General features: G+C 59.3%; 15 protein-coding genes and 1 pseudogene. 9 read left to right on the plus strand and 7 right to left on the minus strand.

Annotation, left to right across the window (positions count from 1 at the left end):
- Positions 1–183: pseudogene (locus tag D0N36_RS19380) on the plus strand (IS982 family transposase); the annotation flags it as partial.
- Positions 184–1,104: 921 nt separating this feature from the next.
- Here D0N36_RS19380 and D0N36_RS18780 read toward each other — a convergent pair.
- A complete protein-coding gene (locus D0N36_RS18780; RefSeq protein ID WP_242478997.1) occupies positions 1,105–1,335 on the minus strand; it encodes a DNA polymerase beta superfamily protein in 231 nt (76 codons plus the stop codon).
- Positions 1,336–1,663: 328 nt separating this feature from the next.
- Here D0N36_RS18780 and D0N36_RS18785 point away from each other — a divergent pair, with 328 nt between their 5' ends.
- Complete coding sequence (locus D0N36_RS18785) at positions 1,664–3,154, plus strand: tetratricopeptide repeat protein (protein ID WP_116943352.1); 1,491 nt, start codon at positions 1,664–1,666, stop codon at positions 3,152–3,154.
- Positions 3,100–4,410, plus strand: a complete 1,311-nt coding sequence (locus tag D0N36_RS18790; protein WP_116943353.1) for a CHAT domain-containing protein — start codon at positions 3,100–3,102, stop codon at positions 4,408–4,410. Before D0N36_RS18785 ends, D0N36_RS18790 begins: the two co-directional genes overlap by 55 nt.
- Before the next feature lie 302 nt (positions 4,411–4,712).
- Here the strand turns inward: D0N36_RS18790 and D0N36_RS20020 are convergent, their stop codons facing one another.
- Both D0N36_RS20020 and D0N36_RS18795 read right to left on the minus strand, forming a co-directional pair.
- Positions 4,713–4,844, minus strand: coding sequence for a hypothetical protein (locus D0N36_RS20020; RefSeq protein WP_262895335.1), 132 nt, complete (start codon positions 4,842–4,844; stop codon positions 4,713–4,715).
- Positions 4,845–5,131: 287 nt separating this feature from the next.
- Positions 5,132–5,968 (minus strand): DNA/RNA non-specific endonuclease, encoded by an 837-nt coding sequence (locus D0N36_RS18795; RefSeq protein WP_116943354.1) that lies wholly within the window; start codon positions 5,966–5,968, stop codon positions 5,132–5,134.
- Positions 5,969–6,097: 129 nt separating this feature from the next.
- Here D0N36_RS18795 and D0N36_RS18800 point away from each other — a divergent pair, with 129 nt between their 5' ends.
- The 3 genes from D0N36_RS18800 (at position 6,098) to D0N36_RS18810 (ending at position 9,380) form a co-directional block, all read left to right on the plus strand.
- Entirely contained in the window at positions 6,098–6,814 is a 717-nt protein-coding gene (locus tag D0N36_RS18800; RefSeq protein WP_116943355.1) for a GAF domain-containing protein, read from the plus strand.
- Between the two features lie 171 nt (positions 6,815–6,985).
- Positions 6,986–7,474 (plus strand): hypothetical protein, encoded by a 489-nt coding sequence (locus tag D0N36_RS18805; RefSeq protein ID WP_116943356.1) that lies wholly within the window; start codon positions 6,986–6,988, stop codon positions 7,472–7,474.
- 340 nt (positions 7,475–7,814) lie between these two features.
- The gene (locus D0N36_RS18810) at positions 7,815–9,380 is read left to right on the plus strand and encodes a bifunctional metallophosphatase/5'-nucleotidase (protein ID WP_190242761.1); all 1,566 of its coding nucleotides are present in this window, start codon (positions 7,815–7,817) and stop codon (positions 9,378–9,380) included.
- Positions 9,381–9,485: 105 nt separating this feature from the next.
- On the opposite strand, the gene D0N36_RS18815 is transcribed toward D0N36_RS18810, so the two are convergent.
- The 3 genes from D0N36_RS18815 to D0N36_RS18825 form a co-directional block, all read right to left on the minus strand.
- On the minus strand, positions 9,486–10,832 hold the full coding sequence (locus tag D0N36_RS18815) for a Y-family DNA polymerase (protein WP_116943358.1): 1,347 nt from the start codon (positions 10,830–10,832) through the stop codon (positions 9,486–9,488).
- An 88-nt stretch (positions 10,833–10,920) separates the two neighbouring features.
- The gene (locus D0N36_RS18820) at positions 10,921–11,388 is read right to left on the minus strand and encodes a LexA family protein (protein WP_116943363.1); all 468 of its coding nucleotides are present in this window, start codon (positions 11,386–11,388) and stop codon (positions 10,921–10,923) included.
- Between the two features lie 508 nt (positions 11,389–11,896).
- Positions 11,897–12,037, minus strand: coding sequence for a hypothetical protein (locus tag D0N36_RS18825; protein ID WP_190242762.1), 141 nt, complete (start codon positions 12,035–12,037; stop codon positions 11,897–11,899).
- A 399-nt stretch (positions 12,038–12,436) separates the two neighbouring features.
- On the opposite strand from D0N36_RS18825, the gene D0N36_RS18830 reads away from it, so the two are divergent.
- Positions 12,437–12,646 (plus strand): transposase, encoded by a 210-nt coding sequence (locus tag D0N36_RS18830; protein ID WP_190242763.1) that lies wholly within the window; start codon positions 12,437–12,439, stop codon positions 12,644–12,646.
- A gap of 81 nt (positions 12,647–12,727) precedes the next feature.
- On the opposite strand, the gene D0N36_RS18835 is transcribed toward D0N36_RS18830, so the two are convergent.
- On the minus strand, positions 12,728–13,285 hold the full coding sequence (locus D0N36_RS18835; RefSeq protein ID WP_116943360.1) for a recombinase family protein: 558 nt from the start codon (positions 13,283–13,285) through the stop codon (positions 12,728–12,730).
- 100 nt (positions 13,286–13,385) lie between these two features.
- On the opposite strand from D0N36_RS18835, the gene D0N36_RS18840 reads away from it, so the two are divergent.
- Positions 13,386–16,046, plus strand: a complete 2,661-nt coding sequence (locus D0N36_RS18840; RefSeq protein ID WP_116943361.1) for a DEAD/DEAH box helicase — start codon at positions 13,386–13,388, stop codon at positions 16,044–16,046.
- 312 nt (positions 16,047–16,358) lie between these two features.
- Complete coding sequence (locus D0N36_RS18845) at positions 16,359–17,840, plus strand: T9SS type A sorting domain-containing protein (protein ID WP_190242764.1); 1,482 nt, start codon at positions 16,359–16,361, stop codon at positions 17,838–17,840.
- Positions 17,841–18,021: the final 181 nt, after the last annotated feature.

Here is an 18,021-nt window from a genome sequence, read left to right on the forward strand (position 1 = left end):
AAGCGGCCCCACCACCCGGCCCAAAACTTTCTGATTCAGTATTTTCGCAAAGGTATTGAAACCACCTTCAGCTGCCTGACAGCGCGCTTTCCCAAGCAGATTCATGCCGTAACAGCGGCCGGCTTCGCCTTAAAAATAGTGCTTTTCATCTTTGCCCACGCACTACACCAAGTCGGTTTGTAGTTCGCAACTTGGGTTTGCTAGACTCTTTAGCTTATGTGAAGTAAACCAGTGCTATGCTATAAGTGCTAGCATTAAAATAATTAATATAAAGATTGCTATACAAGTATTGCATGATTTTATATTAATAATATCAATACTAGCATTGCTACTATTGATATTATTAATATCGGATATGTGTTAGATAGTATTGCTATTATTACTAACGATTATATGATAGATAGCACTAATAGTATTATTTGCAATGTTAGCGAATATAGAAGTAGGTGAAGCTGTCTAGCTGAAACGGATAGTATGACCTTCTTAAGTGTTCTTTTCTCTTTTGGGCGGATTTATACACTAATCCATGCCAGCAAAGCTGATCAAAGAACGTATGCCTAAAATGATCATACCCTGAGACGTCTCAACCCTACGGCAGGCAGCCATCACTGCTTAGTGGGAATTTCTGTTCTTAGTATTGCAACATTGATAAGCTGGCTGCGGGCTTGCTGTAAACTTCTTTGGCTTGCTGTGCATCAACCGAATCTATCGTCTCAATCAAAGTTGCTTGAGCCTATAGTGAGCCAATTCAACTGCTAGCAAAATGGTATCTATAGCGCTGATTCAGTGAATTGCAATAGTGTACCTGCCCATGTTGAGCCAACTATGAGCCAATTAACCGGCGCACCGTTCCAGCGCTTGTCCTGCTTCAACGCAGAAGCACACTTAGCGCCGGACCTTTACGCGTTTGGTTGGTACTGCAACTGCAGTAGCTATGCTGACAGAAGTGCTGATAGGGTAGGGGCGACGACAGTTTCCAGATATTTTATTTCGCTTTCTTCGTGCTGGATAACCTCTACCATGATGCCCCGCAAATTGCGCAACTGATTAGGCAAATCTTCGAGCAGCTTGCGGATGGTAATAGTCCCGACCACGTCGCCTATGTCATTTTTGCCGAGGCAGCTCCACGAAGCGGCGCAGCTCGTAGAACACCTCATCGTTGGTTTCGTTGGCCACCTGGGGCACGTAGTCCAGACCAAAGAACCGGTCTTCTGGCAGGACAAACACGCCTTTCAGGTCGGTATCCGAATGGGGCAGATTCGTGCCGTAAGCCCGGCTGCCGCTCACGGCCTCGAAGAGAATCAGGTGCTGCTCGCGCAGGTCGGCAATGGTCATGAGCGTAGGTAGTGCGGTTTAGTCTGCCTACCGCACCCACGGCTACCCAGCCGGGTGGCAACCGGTGCCCAGGTCAGCAAAACCAGCCTTCCTTTACCCCGGGAAAGCGGCGGGTAGTGGCTGCCGAAACAGGGCATCCAGCTCGCCGGCCGCGCTGCCTGCCCAGACAGCTGGCTAGCCTTCCAATAGCCCACTCTCATTGTGCTACTGCTGGATTCCCCTCCGCCCAGCAACTCACTAAGCGGCTTTCTAATTAAAATTATTTCATCATATTTTTTCACTATATTACTATAACAAATTAAATTACCGCATTGTAAATACGCTGGTTATGTCCTGTTTCGCAGGAAATACATCGGATTGCCTGCATTTACTGCGCAAGCATTTACTTGCACTAGTCATTGCTGTCGCATTAGGTAGTGGTCAGCAAGCCTGGGCCCAAACGGCCGGCCCCTCGCGGATCAATAAGCTAAACCGGCAAGCTCACCGCTACTTCTATTACAGTGCCGCCCGACGTGAGCAGGGGGTTCGCCTGGCCGAACAGACCGTGGAATCAGCCCGGAAATCTCTTGGGGAGCACCATCGGGCTTATGGCACTGCCTTAAACAACTTGGCGGTACTTTTCGCCATGGTCGGTCGCTCGGCCGAAGCCGAACCGTTGATCAAAGCGAGCCAGGCTATCCGCAAGAAAGCCTTCGAGCAGCATGCCGGCGTAATGGGGTTTGATTATGACGCGGTTCAGTACGCTGTCACCCTCGATAACCTGGCAGACCACTACCGCATCATGGGCCGCCTGGAAGAGGCCGAGCGATTCGGCAAAGAATCGCTCGTCGTCAGCCGGCTGACTTTCGATCGGTATCCCCTACTAGTCGTTATCAACCATTCGACGCACCTGAACACGTTGGGGCATATATACCTGGTACAGGGACGCTACGCGGAGGCCGCAGCAATTTGCGAGCAGATGCTAGCGATTGACAAGCGCTACTGCTTTAACATCCTCTTTCCTGCCAGGTACCGGATTTCGCTCAACAACCTGGCGGTAGTTTATGAACACCTGGGCCGGCTCAAGGAGGCCCAGGCACTGCATCTGCGGGCGGTTGCCATCGCCCGGAAGAAGCGGAACAAGCACCCGGACAAGTACGCTAACTCCCTTCGGGTCCTGGCTACTAATTATGAACTTACCCAGCGCTACGCCGAGGCAGAGCCGTTGATCAAGGAAGTACTGGCAATCTACGAACAGACGTTTGGCCCCCACCATTCTTACTATGCGGCCGTACTGAACGACTTATCATCAATTTACGCTTTAACGGGCCGTTACGCGGCCGCCGAAGCAGCGAGTGCCCAGGGCAACGCCATCTGGCTAAACCTGCTGCGCAGCACGTTGCCCGGCTTGAGCGAACGGGAGAAGCAGCAGTTTTTAGCGACTGTCTCCAGGGATACCGAGCGCTACCACAGCCTGCTGGCCCAACAGGCGGCGACGGCCGTTGAAGGTACTGCCCGGGCCTATGATCAGGTACTTTTCACGAAGGGACTGCTGCTGGCTACCACTACCGGCTTGGAACGTCGGCTGCGGGCCAGCGAAGACACCACCGTGATTCGCTCTTTTAAACACTGGCAGACGCTAAAGCGCCAATTGGCTACCGCTTACACGCTGCCGCTCGCCCAGCAGCAGAAACGAGGACTTGACCCCGTTCGCCTCGATTCGCTGGCGAACGAGTTGGAAAGAAGTTTGACGGCCGGATCGGCCGACTTCGCCGCGAGCCGGGTATGCCCACGACAACCCAACAGCAGGTGCAACGGGCCTTACAACCCGGCGAAGTAGCCGTGGAGCTGGTGCGCTACCGCTGGTTTCGCCGCTCTTTTACCGATACCATTTACTATTCTGCTTACATCACGACGCCGACCAGCGCGGCCCCCCAGTTGGTGGTGTTGAAGAACGGCAATGAGTTGGAAGAACGGGCTATGCTGGCTTATCGAAGACTCAATCATATTCCGGCCCGCAACTGGGGATCAATCAGCGTCAGCAGCACGCGCGGCCCGGCAGATGCCAAGGCCTTGTACGAAGCCTACTGGGGGCCTATTGCCCGCGCTATTCCCCCGGGAACGTCGACCGTCTACCTTTCCGCCGACGGCGCTTATCTACAAATCAACCTGGCTACCCTGCAGAATCCTGCCACGGGCCGGTACCTGCTCGACGAGCTTGACCTGCGCCTGGTCGGCAGCACCCGGGACTTAGTGCGAAGCCCGCAGCAGGATACGCTCCCTTCACGCCCGGCCCATGCGGTGCTGGTCGGTGACCCTGCTTTCCGAATTGAGAACTTGCCGGCAAGCCCGTCGGATCCTGCCCTCCCCGCTACCTTCACCGCTGCTCTCCCCGTGGCCATCACGACTCCACGGAGTACCTATTCCCGCACCGATTACTGGTTGGCGGCGGGGGAAGTTGCGCCCCTACCCGGAACGGCCCGGGAGCTGGCTGCGCTCGACTCCTTGCTGCGCGCTGCCAACTGGCCCTACCAGCAGTTTGTGGGCGCAGCGGCGACGGAGGAAAACGTGCGGGAGGTGCGCCGCCCCCGCGTACTACATCTGGCAACCCACGGCTTTTTTCTGGCGGCTGCCCCGGTCGGCAAACGGCCGCCGGACGCTGTAAAGGGGGAGCTGGCCAATGACGCCATGTTACGAGCCGGTCTGCTGCTGGCCGGGGTGAGCAACTTTCGGGATGCTCCCAGGAAGCCTGCCACGGAAGACGGCATCCTAACTGCCTACGAGGCCTCGCTGCTGGACTTGCAGGGGACGGAGCTCGTCGTGCTTTCGGCCTGCGAGACGGGCCTGGGGCAGGTGCAGGCCGGAGAGGGAGTGTACGGGCTGCAACGCGGCTTCACTGTCGCCGGAGCCCGCACCATTATGATGAGTTTGTGGAAAGTGGATGACGCCGTAACCCAAGAGTTGATGACCGCCTTTTACCGGTTTTGGCTCGCCGGGTCCAGCAAGCGGGCGGCCCTGCTGGCGGCCCAGCAACAGGTCAGGAAGCGGCATCCCGAGCCCTATTACTGGGGCGCATTTGTATTGGTTGGAGAATGAATAACAAGCAGCAGCTGAACCGCTAAAACCCAGGTACGAGCATCCGGGCAGCGCTGGAATGAAGCGGTCCAGGGAGGCGGCGTAACCGCAATTCTCCGCAGTAGCAGCACGGTAAAAGCCAGCCCATGCGGGGCCCCGCCAGTTTTACAGGCTGGTTCGAAGCGCACGAGCAGAACCTGAAAGCCATCGGGTCAGGCACTGAGGCGTCCGTCTGCCAATCGGTTGCGCGGCAGTTGCGCAGGATGTTAGCTTCGATACCGCGCCGCTCGCAGGTCAGGCGCAAGCTATTGACGTCAAGGGCTTTAATCAGCCAGGCTGGGATAGAGCAGGGCCAAGTCGTTGAGGGCCCGCAGCAGCGCTATTTTGTAGCTGGTGGTTTTGTTGTCGTGCTTGAGGATGGTGGCAATAGCCTGGTTGCCGGAGATTGGGGGCATAGCATCCGGTGGGGTATAGTAAGTCGTGCGGCCAGATGATGGCGTCTTTTCCTGTTAATTGAATCCTGATAGCACTTCCGGCAGGCCCACTTGCCCTGCTGCTGCGCGTCGCTGGCCGACAGGCTGCGCACTTCGTGGGTGCAGCGGGCAAGACCAGCGCAACGGCTGGAAGCGTGGTAGGCTACGAAGGATTTACCGATGCATACGTGAACGGCGGTGGCAGTTGGGGCATGGCGGGTGGCCGGCGCGGTAGCGGACAGGGACGCGGTGAAGCCGCCGTCGGGGCGCTATTGCGTGGGACCCTTGTCTACGCTGGCTTCCAGGACCTGCTGCACCGCAATGGGCACAGCCGAGAGCAGGTCGAGGCCGGTAGCAGCTTCGATGGCGTCGATGCTGACGCGGTACTGGCCCCAGTCGGTGTTGATGGAATTGTCGTTGGGCGTGTCGATGGCGATGACGCGGGTGCTGCTGGTGAGGCGGGTGGCGTCGTTGTCGCCGGTGGGCAGCACGACTACCACTTTCCAGAGGTGGGCGGGCACGGTGACGCGGCCCTGATCGAGGGTGGTAGCGAAGTCATTGGAGCCGGTTCCGCCTTTACCGTAGGCGCCGCAGATGATATAGACCTCGTTGCCGGCGCTGAGGAAAGTGCGGGTGTAGTTTTCAAGGTTGGCCCAGGTCTGCTGGTTGTTACGCGGCGCCTGGGGGACCATGTTGGTCATCAGGAAGGTGGCCGAGTTGTCGGCCACGGTGTTGGTGCGGTCGGCTGAGGGGCACTGGTGGCCCCGGTCGAACCCGGAGCCCGTGTAGCTGGAAGCCGTCACCTGGTACCAACCGGTGGGCAGGGTGTTATCGGCCCGGAAGTCGTCCTGGCGGGCAGCAGATCCGCGCCAGGTGGCGTCGAGGTGCCAGCTGACCCAGGTGGGGATGCCCCGGTCGCGGTGGTAAGACAGCGCGTATTGAGGCTTGCTGAGCAGGTAGTTGGTGGGCTGGTTGGCGTCGGCGGTAGCGCCGCTGGGGTTGCCGAGGGTCAGGTGTTCGGAAAGTGGAGTTGGGTCGTTGGTGGTGGAACAGGCGGCGGTAGCCAGGGCCAAGGTGGTGATAAGGGCGTAACGGGAAACGTGCATTGGGCAAAGGTAAGAAGCCGCCGGGCGCATTATATTAGCTACGCCTGAGCTGTTGGGCGCGGGCCATATGACTATTCTTCGCCCGTTCAACTATCTTCCGCTCCTTATTAGCTCTCTGCTGTTATCCGTATGGCTACCCCTTCATCTTCCCCCCTACCCGACGACGAGCCTGCCCGGCTCGTGGCCCTGCGTTCGTTCGAGGTACTGGCCGCCCTGGCCGAGCCCGTATTCGAGGAGTTCGTGGCCTTGGCCGCGCGCCTGTTCCAGGTTCCCATCTCGCTGCTGTCGGTGGTGGAGGAAACCGATGTGCATTACCCGGTCGCGATAGGGATGCCTGCCCACAGCCGGCTGCCGCGCGCGGAGGTGCTTTGCTCCACGGCCATCACGCAGGGCCGGGCCGTAGTTTATCACGATGTGCTGCTGGAACAACACCCCCCCATTCCGGCGGAGGTGCTGCGGGTGGCGGAGCAAAACCACGTGCGCTTTTATGCCGGGGCCCTGTTGCGACTGCCCGACCAACACCCGCTCGGTACGCTGTGCCTTGTCAACCACGAGCCTCGCCCCTTTACGGCCGATGAGCAGCGTATTCTGGAACTGCTCGCCGGGCTGGTCAGCCAGACGCTGGCCGTGCGCCACCGGTGCCGGGCGCGGCCGGGGGATGCCGGCCAAGCCCAATGGGCGCACCTGAGCGCCGAGCTGCAGGAGGAAATTGGGGCCCTCAACGCGCTGGTACGCTACCTGAATGCCCGCAACGGCAGCACAGTGCCGGTGCCGACGGCCTTTCTGGCCCAGGTGGAAGGCCGCATGCACGACCTGCAGGGAGTGCTGGATGCGGCCCGTTACTAAAGACAGCACTGGCGTTGGGCCGGAAGACGTAGGAAATAGCTCGATACGTAGCAGTCAACAAATAGACAGAATTCTTTCTAATCAACAACGCCTAGAGTGGCCCCTAAGTCCGGCGGCCTATCTTTGCCCAAGGTGCCCGCTCGTTGGCGCGCTTAGCTTTACCTAACCAGCATGAGCACAACTATCCGGAACGAGGAAAATACCCTGCCGGCAGAAATAGCCGAGTTTGCCGCCCTGCTGCAACAGCAGGGGGTGCATGCGGCCCTCGCCTACCTTAATTACCGCACGCCCCACCGCTACACGGGCGTGTGGCGCTTCGATGGGGATATGCTGCGCAGTGAGGCCCTGTTTGACCGGAAAATGGCGGCGGTGCGGCAAGGAGCCGATGCGCCGATGGCCGCCACGTACTGCTCGCTGGTGGGCCGCACCGAGGCGCCAGTGCAGATTCTGGACGCCACCGTGGACCCGCAAGCGCTGGGCATTGACACGCCGGTTATTTCTTACTGCGGCGCGCTTATACGCGACGGGGAGGGCCGGCCCTTTGGCACGCTGTGCCACTACGATTTGCAGCGTTGCCAGGAGCGCACCACCGACCAGCCTCTGCTGGCGGCCGCCGCGCAGCTGCTTTATGAGCATATGCACGCGGGCGGCGCGCAGTAGGCGGGCAAAATTCAGGTAGGCCCCGCCAAGCACATGCTCGCGGCGTGCAGGGGTAAGCCCCGCTTACTGCGTAGTGCTGCCAGACGTACCCCGCAACGTGGGCCTGCTCACGCAAACCGCTTCTTAGCGAACGAGTAAGAGGTCTTAGAGGCAGCTGACGGAGCTATGCTGATGGCGAGACGAACAGCACCACGGCCGAACTGGCGGTAACTAGCGTTTGAGCGAATCGAAGATGTGCCTAAGCTGCCGGGCGTGGTGGGAAATATATATTTTGCTACCTGCCTATTGCGTGCGCCCGCGTTGTGCACCCGCATACTTACCCGCCGCACTTCCCTCACTGATGAAAACAGCCCTTTGTTTCCTGTCGATTCTGCTGGCGCCCGTTCTGGGGTTTGCCCAACGCCCGCAACCAGCGACCAGCCCGGGCCTCAAGAAAATCACCTTGCTCTACACCAACGATTTGCACGCCCACCTGGAGCCGCAAAAGCTGCCGGCCGTGAGCGAAACGCGCCTGGTGGGGGGCTTCGCCAATATTGCCACCCTGGTTAAGCAGGAGAAGCAGGCCAACCCCAACACGCTTTACGTGGATGCTGGCGACTTTTTCACCGGCCCCTACATCAGCACCCTCACGGAGGGGGCGGCCGTGGTTGACGTGATGAATTACCTGCAGCTGGACGCGGCCTGCATTGGCAATCATGAGTTTGACCACGGCTGGCAGAACGTGCCCAAGCAGTTTGACAAGGCCACGTTTCCGATTCTCAACGGCAACATCTTCCGCAAGGGCACAGACCAGCTGCTGTGGAATCACCCGTATAAAATCATTGTCAAAAACGGCGTACGCATTGGGCTTATCGGGCTTCATGGCCGGTTTGCCTTTTACGATACCATCTCCGACGAGATGATTCAGGGGGTGGAGGCGCGCAGCGAGGAAACCTATCTGCGGCGCTATGTGCAGGAGCTCCAGGGGCAGACGGACTTGATTGTGCTGCTGATTCACCAAGGGATTCCCGGCCGGCAATCGACGACGGGTACGGCCGATGTGAGCCGCAACCTGCAGAAGGACCTGGAGCTGGCCCGGCACGTGCCCGGCGTTGATGTGATTGTGACGGGCCACGCCCATCAGGGCACGCGCGAGCCTCTGGAGGCCAACGGCACGCTCATCGTTTCGACCAACGCCCTGGGCACGGAGCTGGGGAGGCTGGAGCTGGTGTACAACCCGAAGACGGACCGGATTACGTCGTATACGAATGCGCTACAAGTGGTTTATGACGATGTCATTGTTGACGACCCATCGACGGTGGAGGCCATCACGCGGTGGAAAGCCAAGGTAGCAACCATTGCCAGCGAGCCTATAACGACGTTGACATTGCCCCTGACCCGATCTTACGGCGAGGAATCGACGCTGGGTAACCTGGTGGCTGATGCCATGCTGGAGGCCGCGCCAGAGTATGATTTTGCGGTGGTCAACAGCGGGGGATTGCGCCAGGACATTGCGGCCGGCCCAGTGACGCTGGGAAACCTGATTTCGGCCTTTCCCTTCCTCAATACACTGGTTAAGCTGGAACTCAAGGGGGCGGCGGTGAAAAGCATTTTCGAACACGCAGCTACGCTTACCAATGGTGTGCTGCAGGTGTCGAAGGGAGTGGTATTTCACTATGATGAGAGCCGGTCGGTGGGCAGCCGCGTGACGCGGCTGACCATTAAAGGGGTGCCGCTGGACGATAACAAGACGTACCAGGTGCTCGCCCCGAACTTCCTGGCTGACGGGGGCGACGGCTACGCGGGCTTCAAGCAGGCGCTGACCAAGAAGAACACCGGGGAGGTGTTGGTGCAGCCCCTGAAACGCTTTTTACAGCGTTTCCCCTCGTATGCCCCGGCGCTGGAGGGCCGCATTGTCAGGCAATAAGCAGCAACCGGATTGTGAGGCGGAGATATAGGCCGAGGGAGCATAGTTGGTCGTCACCCGGTTTTGTGCGGCAGCATGTGTTCCATAGATCAACGACAACTGTCATCAGCTGACCACCAGCAGGTCTTCGAGGCGGGTGGTGAAGGCGGGGCTGCGGTGCTCGGCGCGGCCGAGCCAGGGGGCTGCCGGCTGGCCAGGAGCAGCCGGCGGGGCTACACTGGCGGCAGGGCGGACGGTGCCGCGGCCGAACTGGCGGTTGAGCGAATCGAGACTTTGCATGAGCTGCCGGGCGCGGGCGTCGGATTCGGGCGTGGCGGCGGGCCGGTTGGTGACAGAATCAGCCGGCGCGAACAGGCTCAGCTGCTGGCCACGGCCGGGCGGTTCGAGGCCATCGAGCACCACACCGGCTTTGACGTAGCGGTGGCCGGGCTCATAGAGCTTCTCCAGCATCCGCCGGCCATAAACCAGCAGCAGAAGCGTATCGGCAGTGGGGCCACCGGGCAGCGTCAGGGTGGTGGAGCGGGTGTAGGGCGGGGGGATATGGGTATCGTAGCGGTCCTGGCTGAGGAAAACGGTGAGGATATGGGCCTGGGCACCCTGGGCGCGCAGTTTCTCGGCGGCCCGACTCAGGTAGGTGCTCACCGCGCCCCACAGGTCGTCAAAGGCCGTCAGGCGCTGGCCGAAGGAGCGCGAGCAACTGATGCTCTGGCGGCCGAGGGTGCCGTCTTCGGAGGGGTTTAGGTCCTGGCAGGGCTGGCCGCGCAGCTCCTGCACCAGCCGCCAACCGACTACCCCGCCCAGGTGTTTGCGGGCCCAGGCCTCGGATACCTGACTCAGGTCCCAGGCCGTGCGCAGCCCCTGGGCGTGCAGCCTGGTAGCGTACTGGCGGCCGATGCCCCAGACGTCCTCCACGGGCAGGGCGCGCAATGCCCGCTCCCGGCGGGTTTCGGTATCGAGACGCAGGATGCCCTGTAGCTCGGGGTGCTTCTTGGCCAAGCGGTTGGCCACTTTGGCCAGCGTCTTGGTGGGGGCTATGCCCACGCAGGTCGGGATGCCGGTGCAGCGCAGCACGTCCTGCTGAATGCGCCGGGCCCGGGCATCGAGGGTACCGCAGAAAGTGGTCAGGCCGTGCAGATCGAGGAAGGCCTCATCGATGCTGTAGACTTCAACGGCTGGCACCTGGTCAGCGAGGCGGGCCATGACGCGGCGGCTCATATCGCCGTAGAGTGGGTAGTTGGAACTGAGCACGTGGCCCTGGTGACGACGCAACAACTCGCGCACCTCGAAGAAGGGGGCCCCCATGACAATGCCGATTTGCTTGGCTTCGGCAGAGCGGCTCACCACGTTGCCGTCGTTGTTGGATAGCACGACTACGGGACGGCCTTCGAGGCGCGGCTGGAAGACCCGCTCGCAGGAGACGTAGAAGTTATTACCGTCGACGAGGCCGTACATGGATGGCGAGCTAGTAGCTGATGGCTGTCAGCTTTCATTCTAGGGAGTGTATGGCTTGAACTGGAGCTACCAGCCACCAGCTTGAAAACTAGTCGCGGCTACGGAGCAGGGCAGTGAGCTTGCCGGGAATGAGTTCATGGACGACATGGGTGACGACGCCCCAGATGCGCAGGTTATCGGGCTCGGTGATAGGGTAGTCGGGGTAGGCGGGATTTTCGGCCTGCAGCCACCAGTTGGAGCCCCGGCGCACGAGGCGCTTGACGGTGCACTCGCCCTCTATCACGGCCACGACGATGTGGTTGTGGTCGGCCTCGATGTGTTTGTCGACGGCCAGCAGGTCACCGGCGTGGATTTCGGCTCCCTGCATGCTCTCGCCCGACACGCGAATCAGGTAAGTCGCCTCGGGGTGGCGGAAGAGCAGGCGGTTAAGATCGAAAAGCTCCTCCAGCTCATCGGAGGCCGGGGAGGGGAAGCCGCAGGGAACCAGCGAGGCGTAAACCGGCAGCCAGAGCGTGGTGATGGGCGTACCCACGTCAATTAATTCGATGGTAGTCATAGCGCGAAACTGGCTGAACCAGCTACGCAATACTACTAATTTATTTAGTAAAAAGTTAATTAACTTCTCGCCTATCTACTTTATAGCATAGCCCAAATAGGGTAATAAGACACAGCCTTACATTGTTATACACCACTTTATGCCTTGTCGCCCCCCTGAGCTGCGAGCTAAAATGAATGGTAATATTCACTAACTATCGGCTAAGTGTCCCATACTGACTTCACTAGGCGAAGTGCTACATTACCACGATTAGCAAGCTGGCAAATGCGAGTTACAACCCTCCGGAAAGCTGTATCAGGGGTCGCACAATAGTAGGAACGGAAAACAACGGCAGGGGGCGCTGGCTGGTTGAGTTGGGTGCCACCCGGATTCGTGGCGGGGCGTCTCAGCAAACGACCGTTTTAAGCGGAAAAAGCTGTCAACATTTCTTAGGACGAGACAGCTGTCATAGAAAAGCCCCATCTACTCGTGTAAATGGGGCTTTTTTTGCGGCGAAAGCCAGTGGGAACTAGGGGTTCACGTGCTTGAGCTTACGGCGGCGACGCTCCTGGGCCTGCTTTACGCGGCGGTGGATGGTCTCACGGGTGAGGTCAGTCTGCTTAGGCATAGCAGCCGGGGTGGTCTCGGCCTTGGTGGTCTTGGTCGTCATACAAAAAGAAGTTGGGTTCTGCCCAAAGATACCTTTCTCTGGCAGATAGTGGCTCATCCACCCGTTACAAACTTTCTACTGGTCCGGTGAATAGGTTTTCTTGGGGCCCTTTACCCCAGTTCAGGCAGTAAGCTCAAGCTGGATCTGGGTCAGGACGTCGAGTTGCAGTTCCAGCATCTGGGCAACGGTAGAGACGCGGGCGTAGCCGAATCTGGTGCATGATGAGTCAATAAGTCAGGTTCACAAAGATAAACGGTCGTGGCTGTTGCAGAACCCATGACCGTATTGGGACGCGCTTCGTAGCAGAAACATGCAAGGCAAGAAGCAGTACCTCGACAAAGAAGTGACCCGCTTTCGGAGCGGATTCCGCTCCATAACCTCTACCGCCGGCTAGCTGAGTTGGTAGACTGGACGTTTCTTTACGAGCAATCGCGCGCGCTTTACAGCCATACCGGGCACCCGTCGCTCGACCCGTTCGTGTTCTTTAAGTTGGCGCTCGTGGGCCGACTGGAAAACCTGGTTAGTGACCGGCGCCTCGTCGAGCACTGTGCCCTGCGACTCGACATCCTCTGTTTTCTTGGCTACGAGCTCGACGAAGAATTGCCCTAGCATTCCACGGTGAGCCGCACGCCTCAACTCTTCCCCGCCTCAGTCTTTGGGGTTCTCGTTACAACGGGGCGAAAAATTACGCTAAGCTCCAGTTAGCTTCTGCGTGCCGCCCGTGGGAACACCTAAATGGGCGAGATAGCGGTAAATGGTAGCGCGGCCGACGCCGAGCAACTGGCCGATTTGGGCCACGGTCTTGTCCTGCTGTAAGTAGAGGGTTTTAGCGGCTTGTGCTTTCGAAAGGGCCTCCTTCGAGAGGCCTTTTGGTCGCCCCCCCTGCCGGCCCCGGGCCCGCGCCGCCGTGAGTCCGGCCTTGGTACGCTCGCGGATAATGTCGCGCTCAAACTCGGCCAGCGAGGCAAACAGATTAAACATGAGCCGCCCCTGCGCCGTGGTTGTGTCCAGGTGGTCGTGCAGGCTCACGAAGTGGACGCCCTTTTCCTGAAAGCCCGTGACCAGCATCACCAGGTCTTTGAGCGAGCGGCCCAACCGGTCGAGTTTCCAGACCACCAGCGTATCGCCGGCGCGCAGCCGGGTCAGTAGCTGCTGGAGCTGCGGCCGGTCCTTAGAGGAGGAAGCTTTCTCCTGGATGATGTCCGTGCAGCCGGCGGCTTGCAAGGCATCGACTTGCCAGTACATCATCTACGCCGACAACTGCCTGCTCACGGCTGAGTTCATGACGCAGCACGGCCTTATTTTCAAGAAAATCCCGCGCGACATTTCGCGCTTCTAGACCACCCGCATGGAGCTGAAACCCTACCAGCAGGAGGTCATTACCGACCTCGCCCGTTTTCTGGACTGCGTGCAGGCCACCAAAAACCTGCCCGACGCCTTCCACGACTTCTGGGCCACCCACCCGCGCACCCCGCTGCAGCCGTTTCCGGGCACGGCAATTGAGCCGTACAAGAACACGGTGCCGGGCGTACCGCATGTCACCATAAAGGTGCCCACCGCCGGCGGCAAGACCTTCATTGCCAGCAACGCCCTGCGCACCATTTTCGCCGCCTTCCCCGCCAACCGGCCCAAGGCCGTGGTGTGGCTGGTGCCTTCCATCACGATTCTAAACCAGACGCTGCGCAGCCTGCGCGACCCGCTACATCCTTACCGTCAAAAAATCAGTACCCACTTCGCCGGCCGCGTGGAGGTGTACGATAAGGCGGCGCTGCTACAAGGCAGCGGATTTTCGGCCAGCAGCGTGCAGGAGCAGCTAAGCCTGGTGGTGCTGAGTTTCGACAGCCTGCGCGCCCGCAACAAGGAAGACCGCAAGGTGTATCAGGAAAACGGCAACCTACAGTCCTTTGGCACCTTGCTGGGGCCGGGCGACGAGGACATTACGCTCATGCGCGTGATTCAGGCCCTGAACCCGGTGGTCGTCGTCGACGAAAGCCACAACGCGGAAAGCGACCTGAGCGTGGATATGCTCAAGAATCTGAACCCCGCATTCATTCTCGACCTGACGGCCACACCCCGCAAAAACAGCAACATCATCAGCTTCGTGGACGCGCTGGCGCTCAAAAAAGAGCACATGGTGAAGCTGCCCGTCATCGTCTACAACCACAACGACCTGACCGAAGTCATCAACTCGGCTCTGCAATTGCAGCGCAACCTGGAGTTGCAAGCCAAGCAGGAGCAAAAAGCTGGCGGGCGCTACATCCGTCCCATCGTACTGTTTCAGGCCCAGCCCAAAACGGCCGACGACAACACCACCTTCGAGTTGCTGAAAAAGAAGCTTATCGAGCGTAAGATTCCGGAAAGCCACATCCGCATCAAGACGGCCGGACTGAACGAGTTGAAGAACGAGGACCTCTCCTCTCCCAAGTGTGAGGTACGCTATATCATCACGGTGAATGCCCTAAAAGAAGGCTGGGACGCGCCCTTTGCTTACATCCTGGCGTCGCTGGCCAACAAGTCCTCGGCCGTAGACGTGGAGCAGATTCTGGGCCGGGTGCTCCGGCAGCCCTACGTGGTGCCCCACGCCGCGCCCATGCTCAACATGAGCTACGTGCTGACGGCCTCCACCAAGTTCATCGAAACGCTGGACAAAATCGTGCAGGGCCTCAACAAGGCCGGCTTCAGCTCCCGCGACTACAAAGTAGCCGACGCCGCTACATTGGCCCCGACACATGCGCCAACGGGCACCTTTACCCAGGCTCCATTTGACTTCGACCAAAAGCCGGCGGCCGACACGGGAATGGACGACCTGGCCGCGGTGGATTTCTCCCGCGTCGCGCCCGTAGCTCCCGTCACCGAGGAGGCTATTGACGACACCACGCTACAGCCGGTAGTTGCCGGGGCAGTTACCAGCACTGTGGAAGCCATTGCCAAAGCGGCGCTTGAACAAGACGCCGCCTTCAAAAAAGTCGTGGACGAAAGCACGGCCGGGGGCATCCCCGTACTGCCCACCGAACTTCAATCGCTCGTGAAAACATATCCCATTAAGGACATTTTCCGCGAGCAGGCGGCCGCGCTGGTGCTCCCCCAATTCTACTGGAAGAAGCCAGCAGCCAGCCTATTCGACAGCGGCGACGGTGGCACGGCCGTGCTGCTGGAAAAGGAGTACCTGTTACAAGGCTTCCAGCTGGGTAAGGCTGATACCGATATCCGGTTCAACGGCATCTCCTCGGAGTTGTACCGCGTGGACCTGGACGAAACCAAAAAGGAAGCCACGCCCACCTTCACCCGCATCGACGGCGACGCCAAGGAGCGCATCATGGCTTTCATCCTCGACCCGGCCCGCAAGGATAGTCGGGTGAAGAACTTCACGCGCCGCATCCTGGACCTCATCGGCAACCTCTACCCCATTGCCGACAAAGAGATTGAGAAGTACATCCGCCGCATCCTGGAAGACTTCACGGACGAGCAGTTCACCGACTTTGCCAACCACGAATATACTTACACCGGGAAAATCAAGGACAAAATCCGCAGCCTCTCCGAAGCCTACGCCCAGCAGCAGTTCAGCAACTTTCTTGACCAGGATAAGGCCATCATGAAGCCGGCCTATACCTTCCCGATGCAGATAGCACCCGGCGAAACCAGTAAGGCCATTACCAAGTCCTTGTATGAGAAGGAAGGCAAAATCAACGGCTTCGAGGAGAAGGTCATCAACGAAATAGCCAACCTACCCAACATTGCCTTCTGGACCCGCAACCCCGAGCGCAAAGGCTTCCGCATCAACGGTTTCATCAACCACTACCCGGACTTCATCATCCAGACCAAAAGCGGCAAGACGCTGGTAGTGGAAACCAAGGGTGACCATCTCGATGCCGAAACTAAAATCAGCTTAGGCGCTACCTGGGCGCACAAAGCTGGCAACGACTTCCGCTACTACATGGTGTATGAGCGGCGGGCCGTGGACGGCGCGCATACGCTGGACAGCTTCCTAAATATCCTGCGCGAGATATGAATCGCATTAATTCTCTGCACTGGAGCTGGTATTCTGCAAACACTAGGAGTTAGAGTGAGTCAGCACGCTATAGCTGCTAAATAGCATATCATTAGCCCTGTTTTCACCACTACTCACCTGCGATCATTACGCCCTCCAACAGAAAATGGGAAATCAGGTTGCGTAAGCTGCCCAAATGTTGTCCCTACTGTCACCTAGGCACTTTATCTGCTCCCTGGGCTTGGCTGCTTTTTCACATACTTCTTAAGTCCGCGCATGGAAAAAGTCCGCCAGCGCAGGTGCTGAATGGGGCTCTTTCTTACCTTGTTTTTCATGGTGCTTCAATTTTTGACCCACCTTGCGGGCAAGCAAGTCCCCCGGCTAATCTTAGTTACTCTCCTGCTGTTTGGCGGCCTGCTTCCCGGTGCGCGGGCTCAAAGCTTTGCCCCGCCCCGGGTGCTGGCCGTGCAGGCCAGTCCGCAGGGGGTGGCTGTGGCGGACCTCGACGGCGACGAGCGGCCCGACCTAGTAGTGAGCTGCTCGTATGCGAACACGGTTAACGTGCTACTTAATCAACCGGGAGCGGTCGGGGGATTCGCCCTGGCCGTCTCGTACCCCATCGGAAGCTTTCCGCTGCGCGTGGTTGCGGCCGATGTCAATGATGATGGCTACCCCGATATTGTGGCGGCGCTGCAGAACGGCGGCGGGGTAGCCGTGATGCTCAACTCTACCCTGCGGCCCGGCACCTTTTTGCCGGCGGAGTTTTATTCCACCCTGGGGGATCCCCGCAGCCTGGCAGTGGGCGATGTGAACGGGGACGGGCGGCCTGACATCGTGGCCCTCAACACGCTTGGGGGCGAAGCGGCGGTGCTACTCAACTTGGCTACCACGCCCGGCACGTTCCCCGCCAAGGTAACGATCTTCGCGACTGGCGGGCGTTACGCGGTGGGAATCGCCCTGGCCGACCTCAACGGCGACGGGTGGGCCGACCTCGTGGTGTGCGGCGGGGGTAGCGGCCGGGTCGGCGTGTTGCTCAACCAGGCGGCCACCCCGGGCACCTTTGCCCCAGTCGTGACTTACAGCAGCGGCGCCAGCTATCCACAGGATCTGGCCGTGGGGGATGTGAACACGGATGGGCGCCCCGATATTGTAGTAGCGACCGGCAACGACGGCCGCGTGGCCGTGCTACTCAACGCGGCCGGAGCTCCTGGCACGTTTACGGCGCCCGTGCTGAGTGAGGCGGCGGGCATGCGGGGCGTTTACAGCGTGGAGTTGGGCGACATCAACGGGGACAAGCTGCCCGATATCATAACGGGTAACCGGGAGTTCTTGCCGGCCGACTCGCGCGTGGGTGTGCTGGTGAACTCGGCAATCACTCCCGGCACCTTTCCGCTCACGGCGACCGAGTTTGAGAGCGGTGGTGGCAGCACCCACGATGTGGCACTGGGCGACCTCAACGGTGATGGACTGCTGGACGTCGCCCTGGTGGATTACATTGGCGGCAAGGCCATAGTATTGCTCAACACCGGGACCTTCCTGTCAGCTGCGACCGCGGCTGGGACTGCCCGAGTGCAGCCCTACCCAAACCCCGCGCGCGATCACTTCACCCTGGAGCTGGAAGCCTTCTCGGGTGCCCGAAACGTGCAGGTGGAGCTTGTTAACCCCTTAGGGCAGGTAGTACGTCGACTACAACTTAACCTGCCTGCTACCGCCCCTAGCCTACGTATGAATACCGCTGCTTTGCCCGCCGGGGTATATATGCTGCACGTACGCGGGCTAAGCACCAGCGCGACCGCCCGGGTGGTGATTGAGTAAGCAGAAAAGGAATCCCCAATGAGTAACAGTTGGCCAGTTTAGTCCTTGCTTGAGTTGACCTCCCCCCAATAGCTGGACCGCCCAAAACTAGAGGCTCAGGCGTTTTGAAGCTCGACTGTAATAGCGGCTGCCATTACTTGATCGGGCGTTAAATTCTGGAGCGAACTGTGGGGTCGGAAGC

The organism is Hymenobacter lapidiphilus, assembly GCF_003417065.2.
In the GTDB taxonomy this organism is placed as follows: domain Bacteria; phylum Bacteroidota; class Bacteroidia; order Cytophagales; family Hymenobacteraceae; genus Hymenobacter.

Bases quoted from the DNA above. Each gene is read 5' to 3' on its own strand.
- D0N36_RS18780 (WP_242478997.1), bottom strand. From the start codon at position 1,335: ATGACCATTGCCGACCTGCGCGAGCAGCACCTGATTCTCTTCGAGGCC.
- D0N36_RS18785 (WP_116943352.1), top strand. From the start codon at position 1,664: ATGTCCTGTTTCGCAGGAAATACATCGGATTGCCTGCATTTACTGCGC.
- D0N36_RS18790 (WP_116943353.1), top strand. From the start codon at position 3,100: ATGCCCACGACAACCCAACAGCAGGTGCAACGGGCCTTACAACCCGGC.
- D0N36_RS20020 (WP_262895335.1), bottom strand. From the start codon at position 4,844: ATGCCCCCAATCTCCGGCAACCAGGCTATTGCCACCATCCTCAAGCAC.
- D0N36_RS18795 (WP_116943354.1), bottom strand. From the start codon at position 5,968: ATGCACGTTTCCCGTTACGCCCTTATCACCACCTTGGCCCTGGCTACC.
- D0N36_RS18800 (WP_116943355.1), top strand. From the start codon at position 6,098: ATGGCTACCCCTTCATCTTCCCCCCTACCCGACGACGAGCCTGCCCGG.
- D0N36_RS18805 (WP_116943356.1), top strand. From the start codon at position 6,986: ATGAGCACAACTATCCGGAACGAGGAAAATACCCTGCCGGCAGAAATA.
- D0N36_RS18810 (WP_190242761.1), top strand. From the start codon at position 7,815: ATGAAAACAGCCCTTTGTTTCCTGTCGATTCTGCTGGCGCCCGTTCTG.
- D0N36_RS18815 (WP_116943358.1), bottom strand. From the start codon at position 10,832: ATGTACGGCCTCGTCGACGGTAATAACTTCTACGTCTCCTGCGAGCGG.
- D0N36_RS18820 (WP_116943363.1), bottom strand. From the start codon at position 11,388: ATGACTACCATCGAATTAATTGACGTGGGTACGCCCATCACCACGCTC.
- D0N36_RS18825 (WP_190242762.1), bottom strand. From the start codon at position 12,037: ATGACGACCAAGACCACCAAGGCCGAGACCACCCCGGCTGCTATGCCT.
- D0N36_RS18835 (WP_116943360.1), bottom strand. From the start codon at position 13,285: ATGATGTACTGGCAAGTCGATGCCTTGCAAGCCGCCGGCTGCACGGAC.
- D0N36_RS18840 (WP_116943361.1), top strand. From the start codon at position 13,386: ATGGAGCTGAAACCCTACCAGCAGGAGGTCATTACCGACCTCGCCCGT.
- D0N36_RS18845 (WP_190242764.1), top strand. From the start codon at position 16,359: ATGGTGCTTCAATTTTTGACCCACCTTGCGGGCAAGCAAGTCCCCCGG.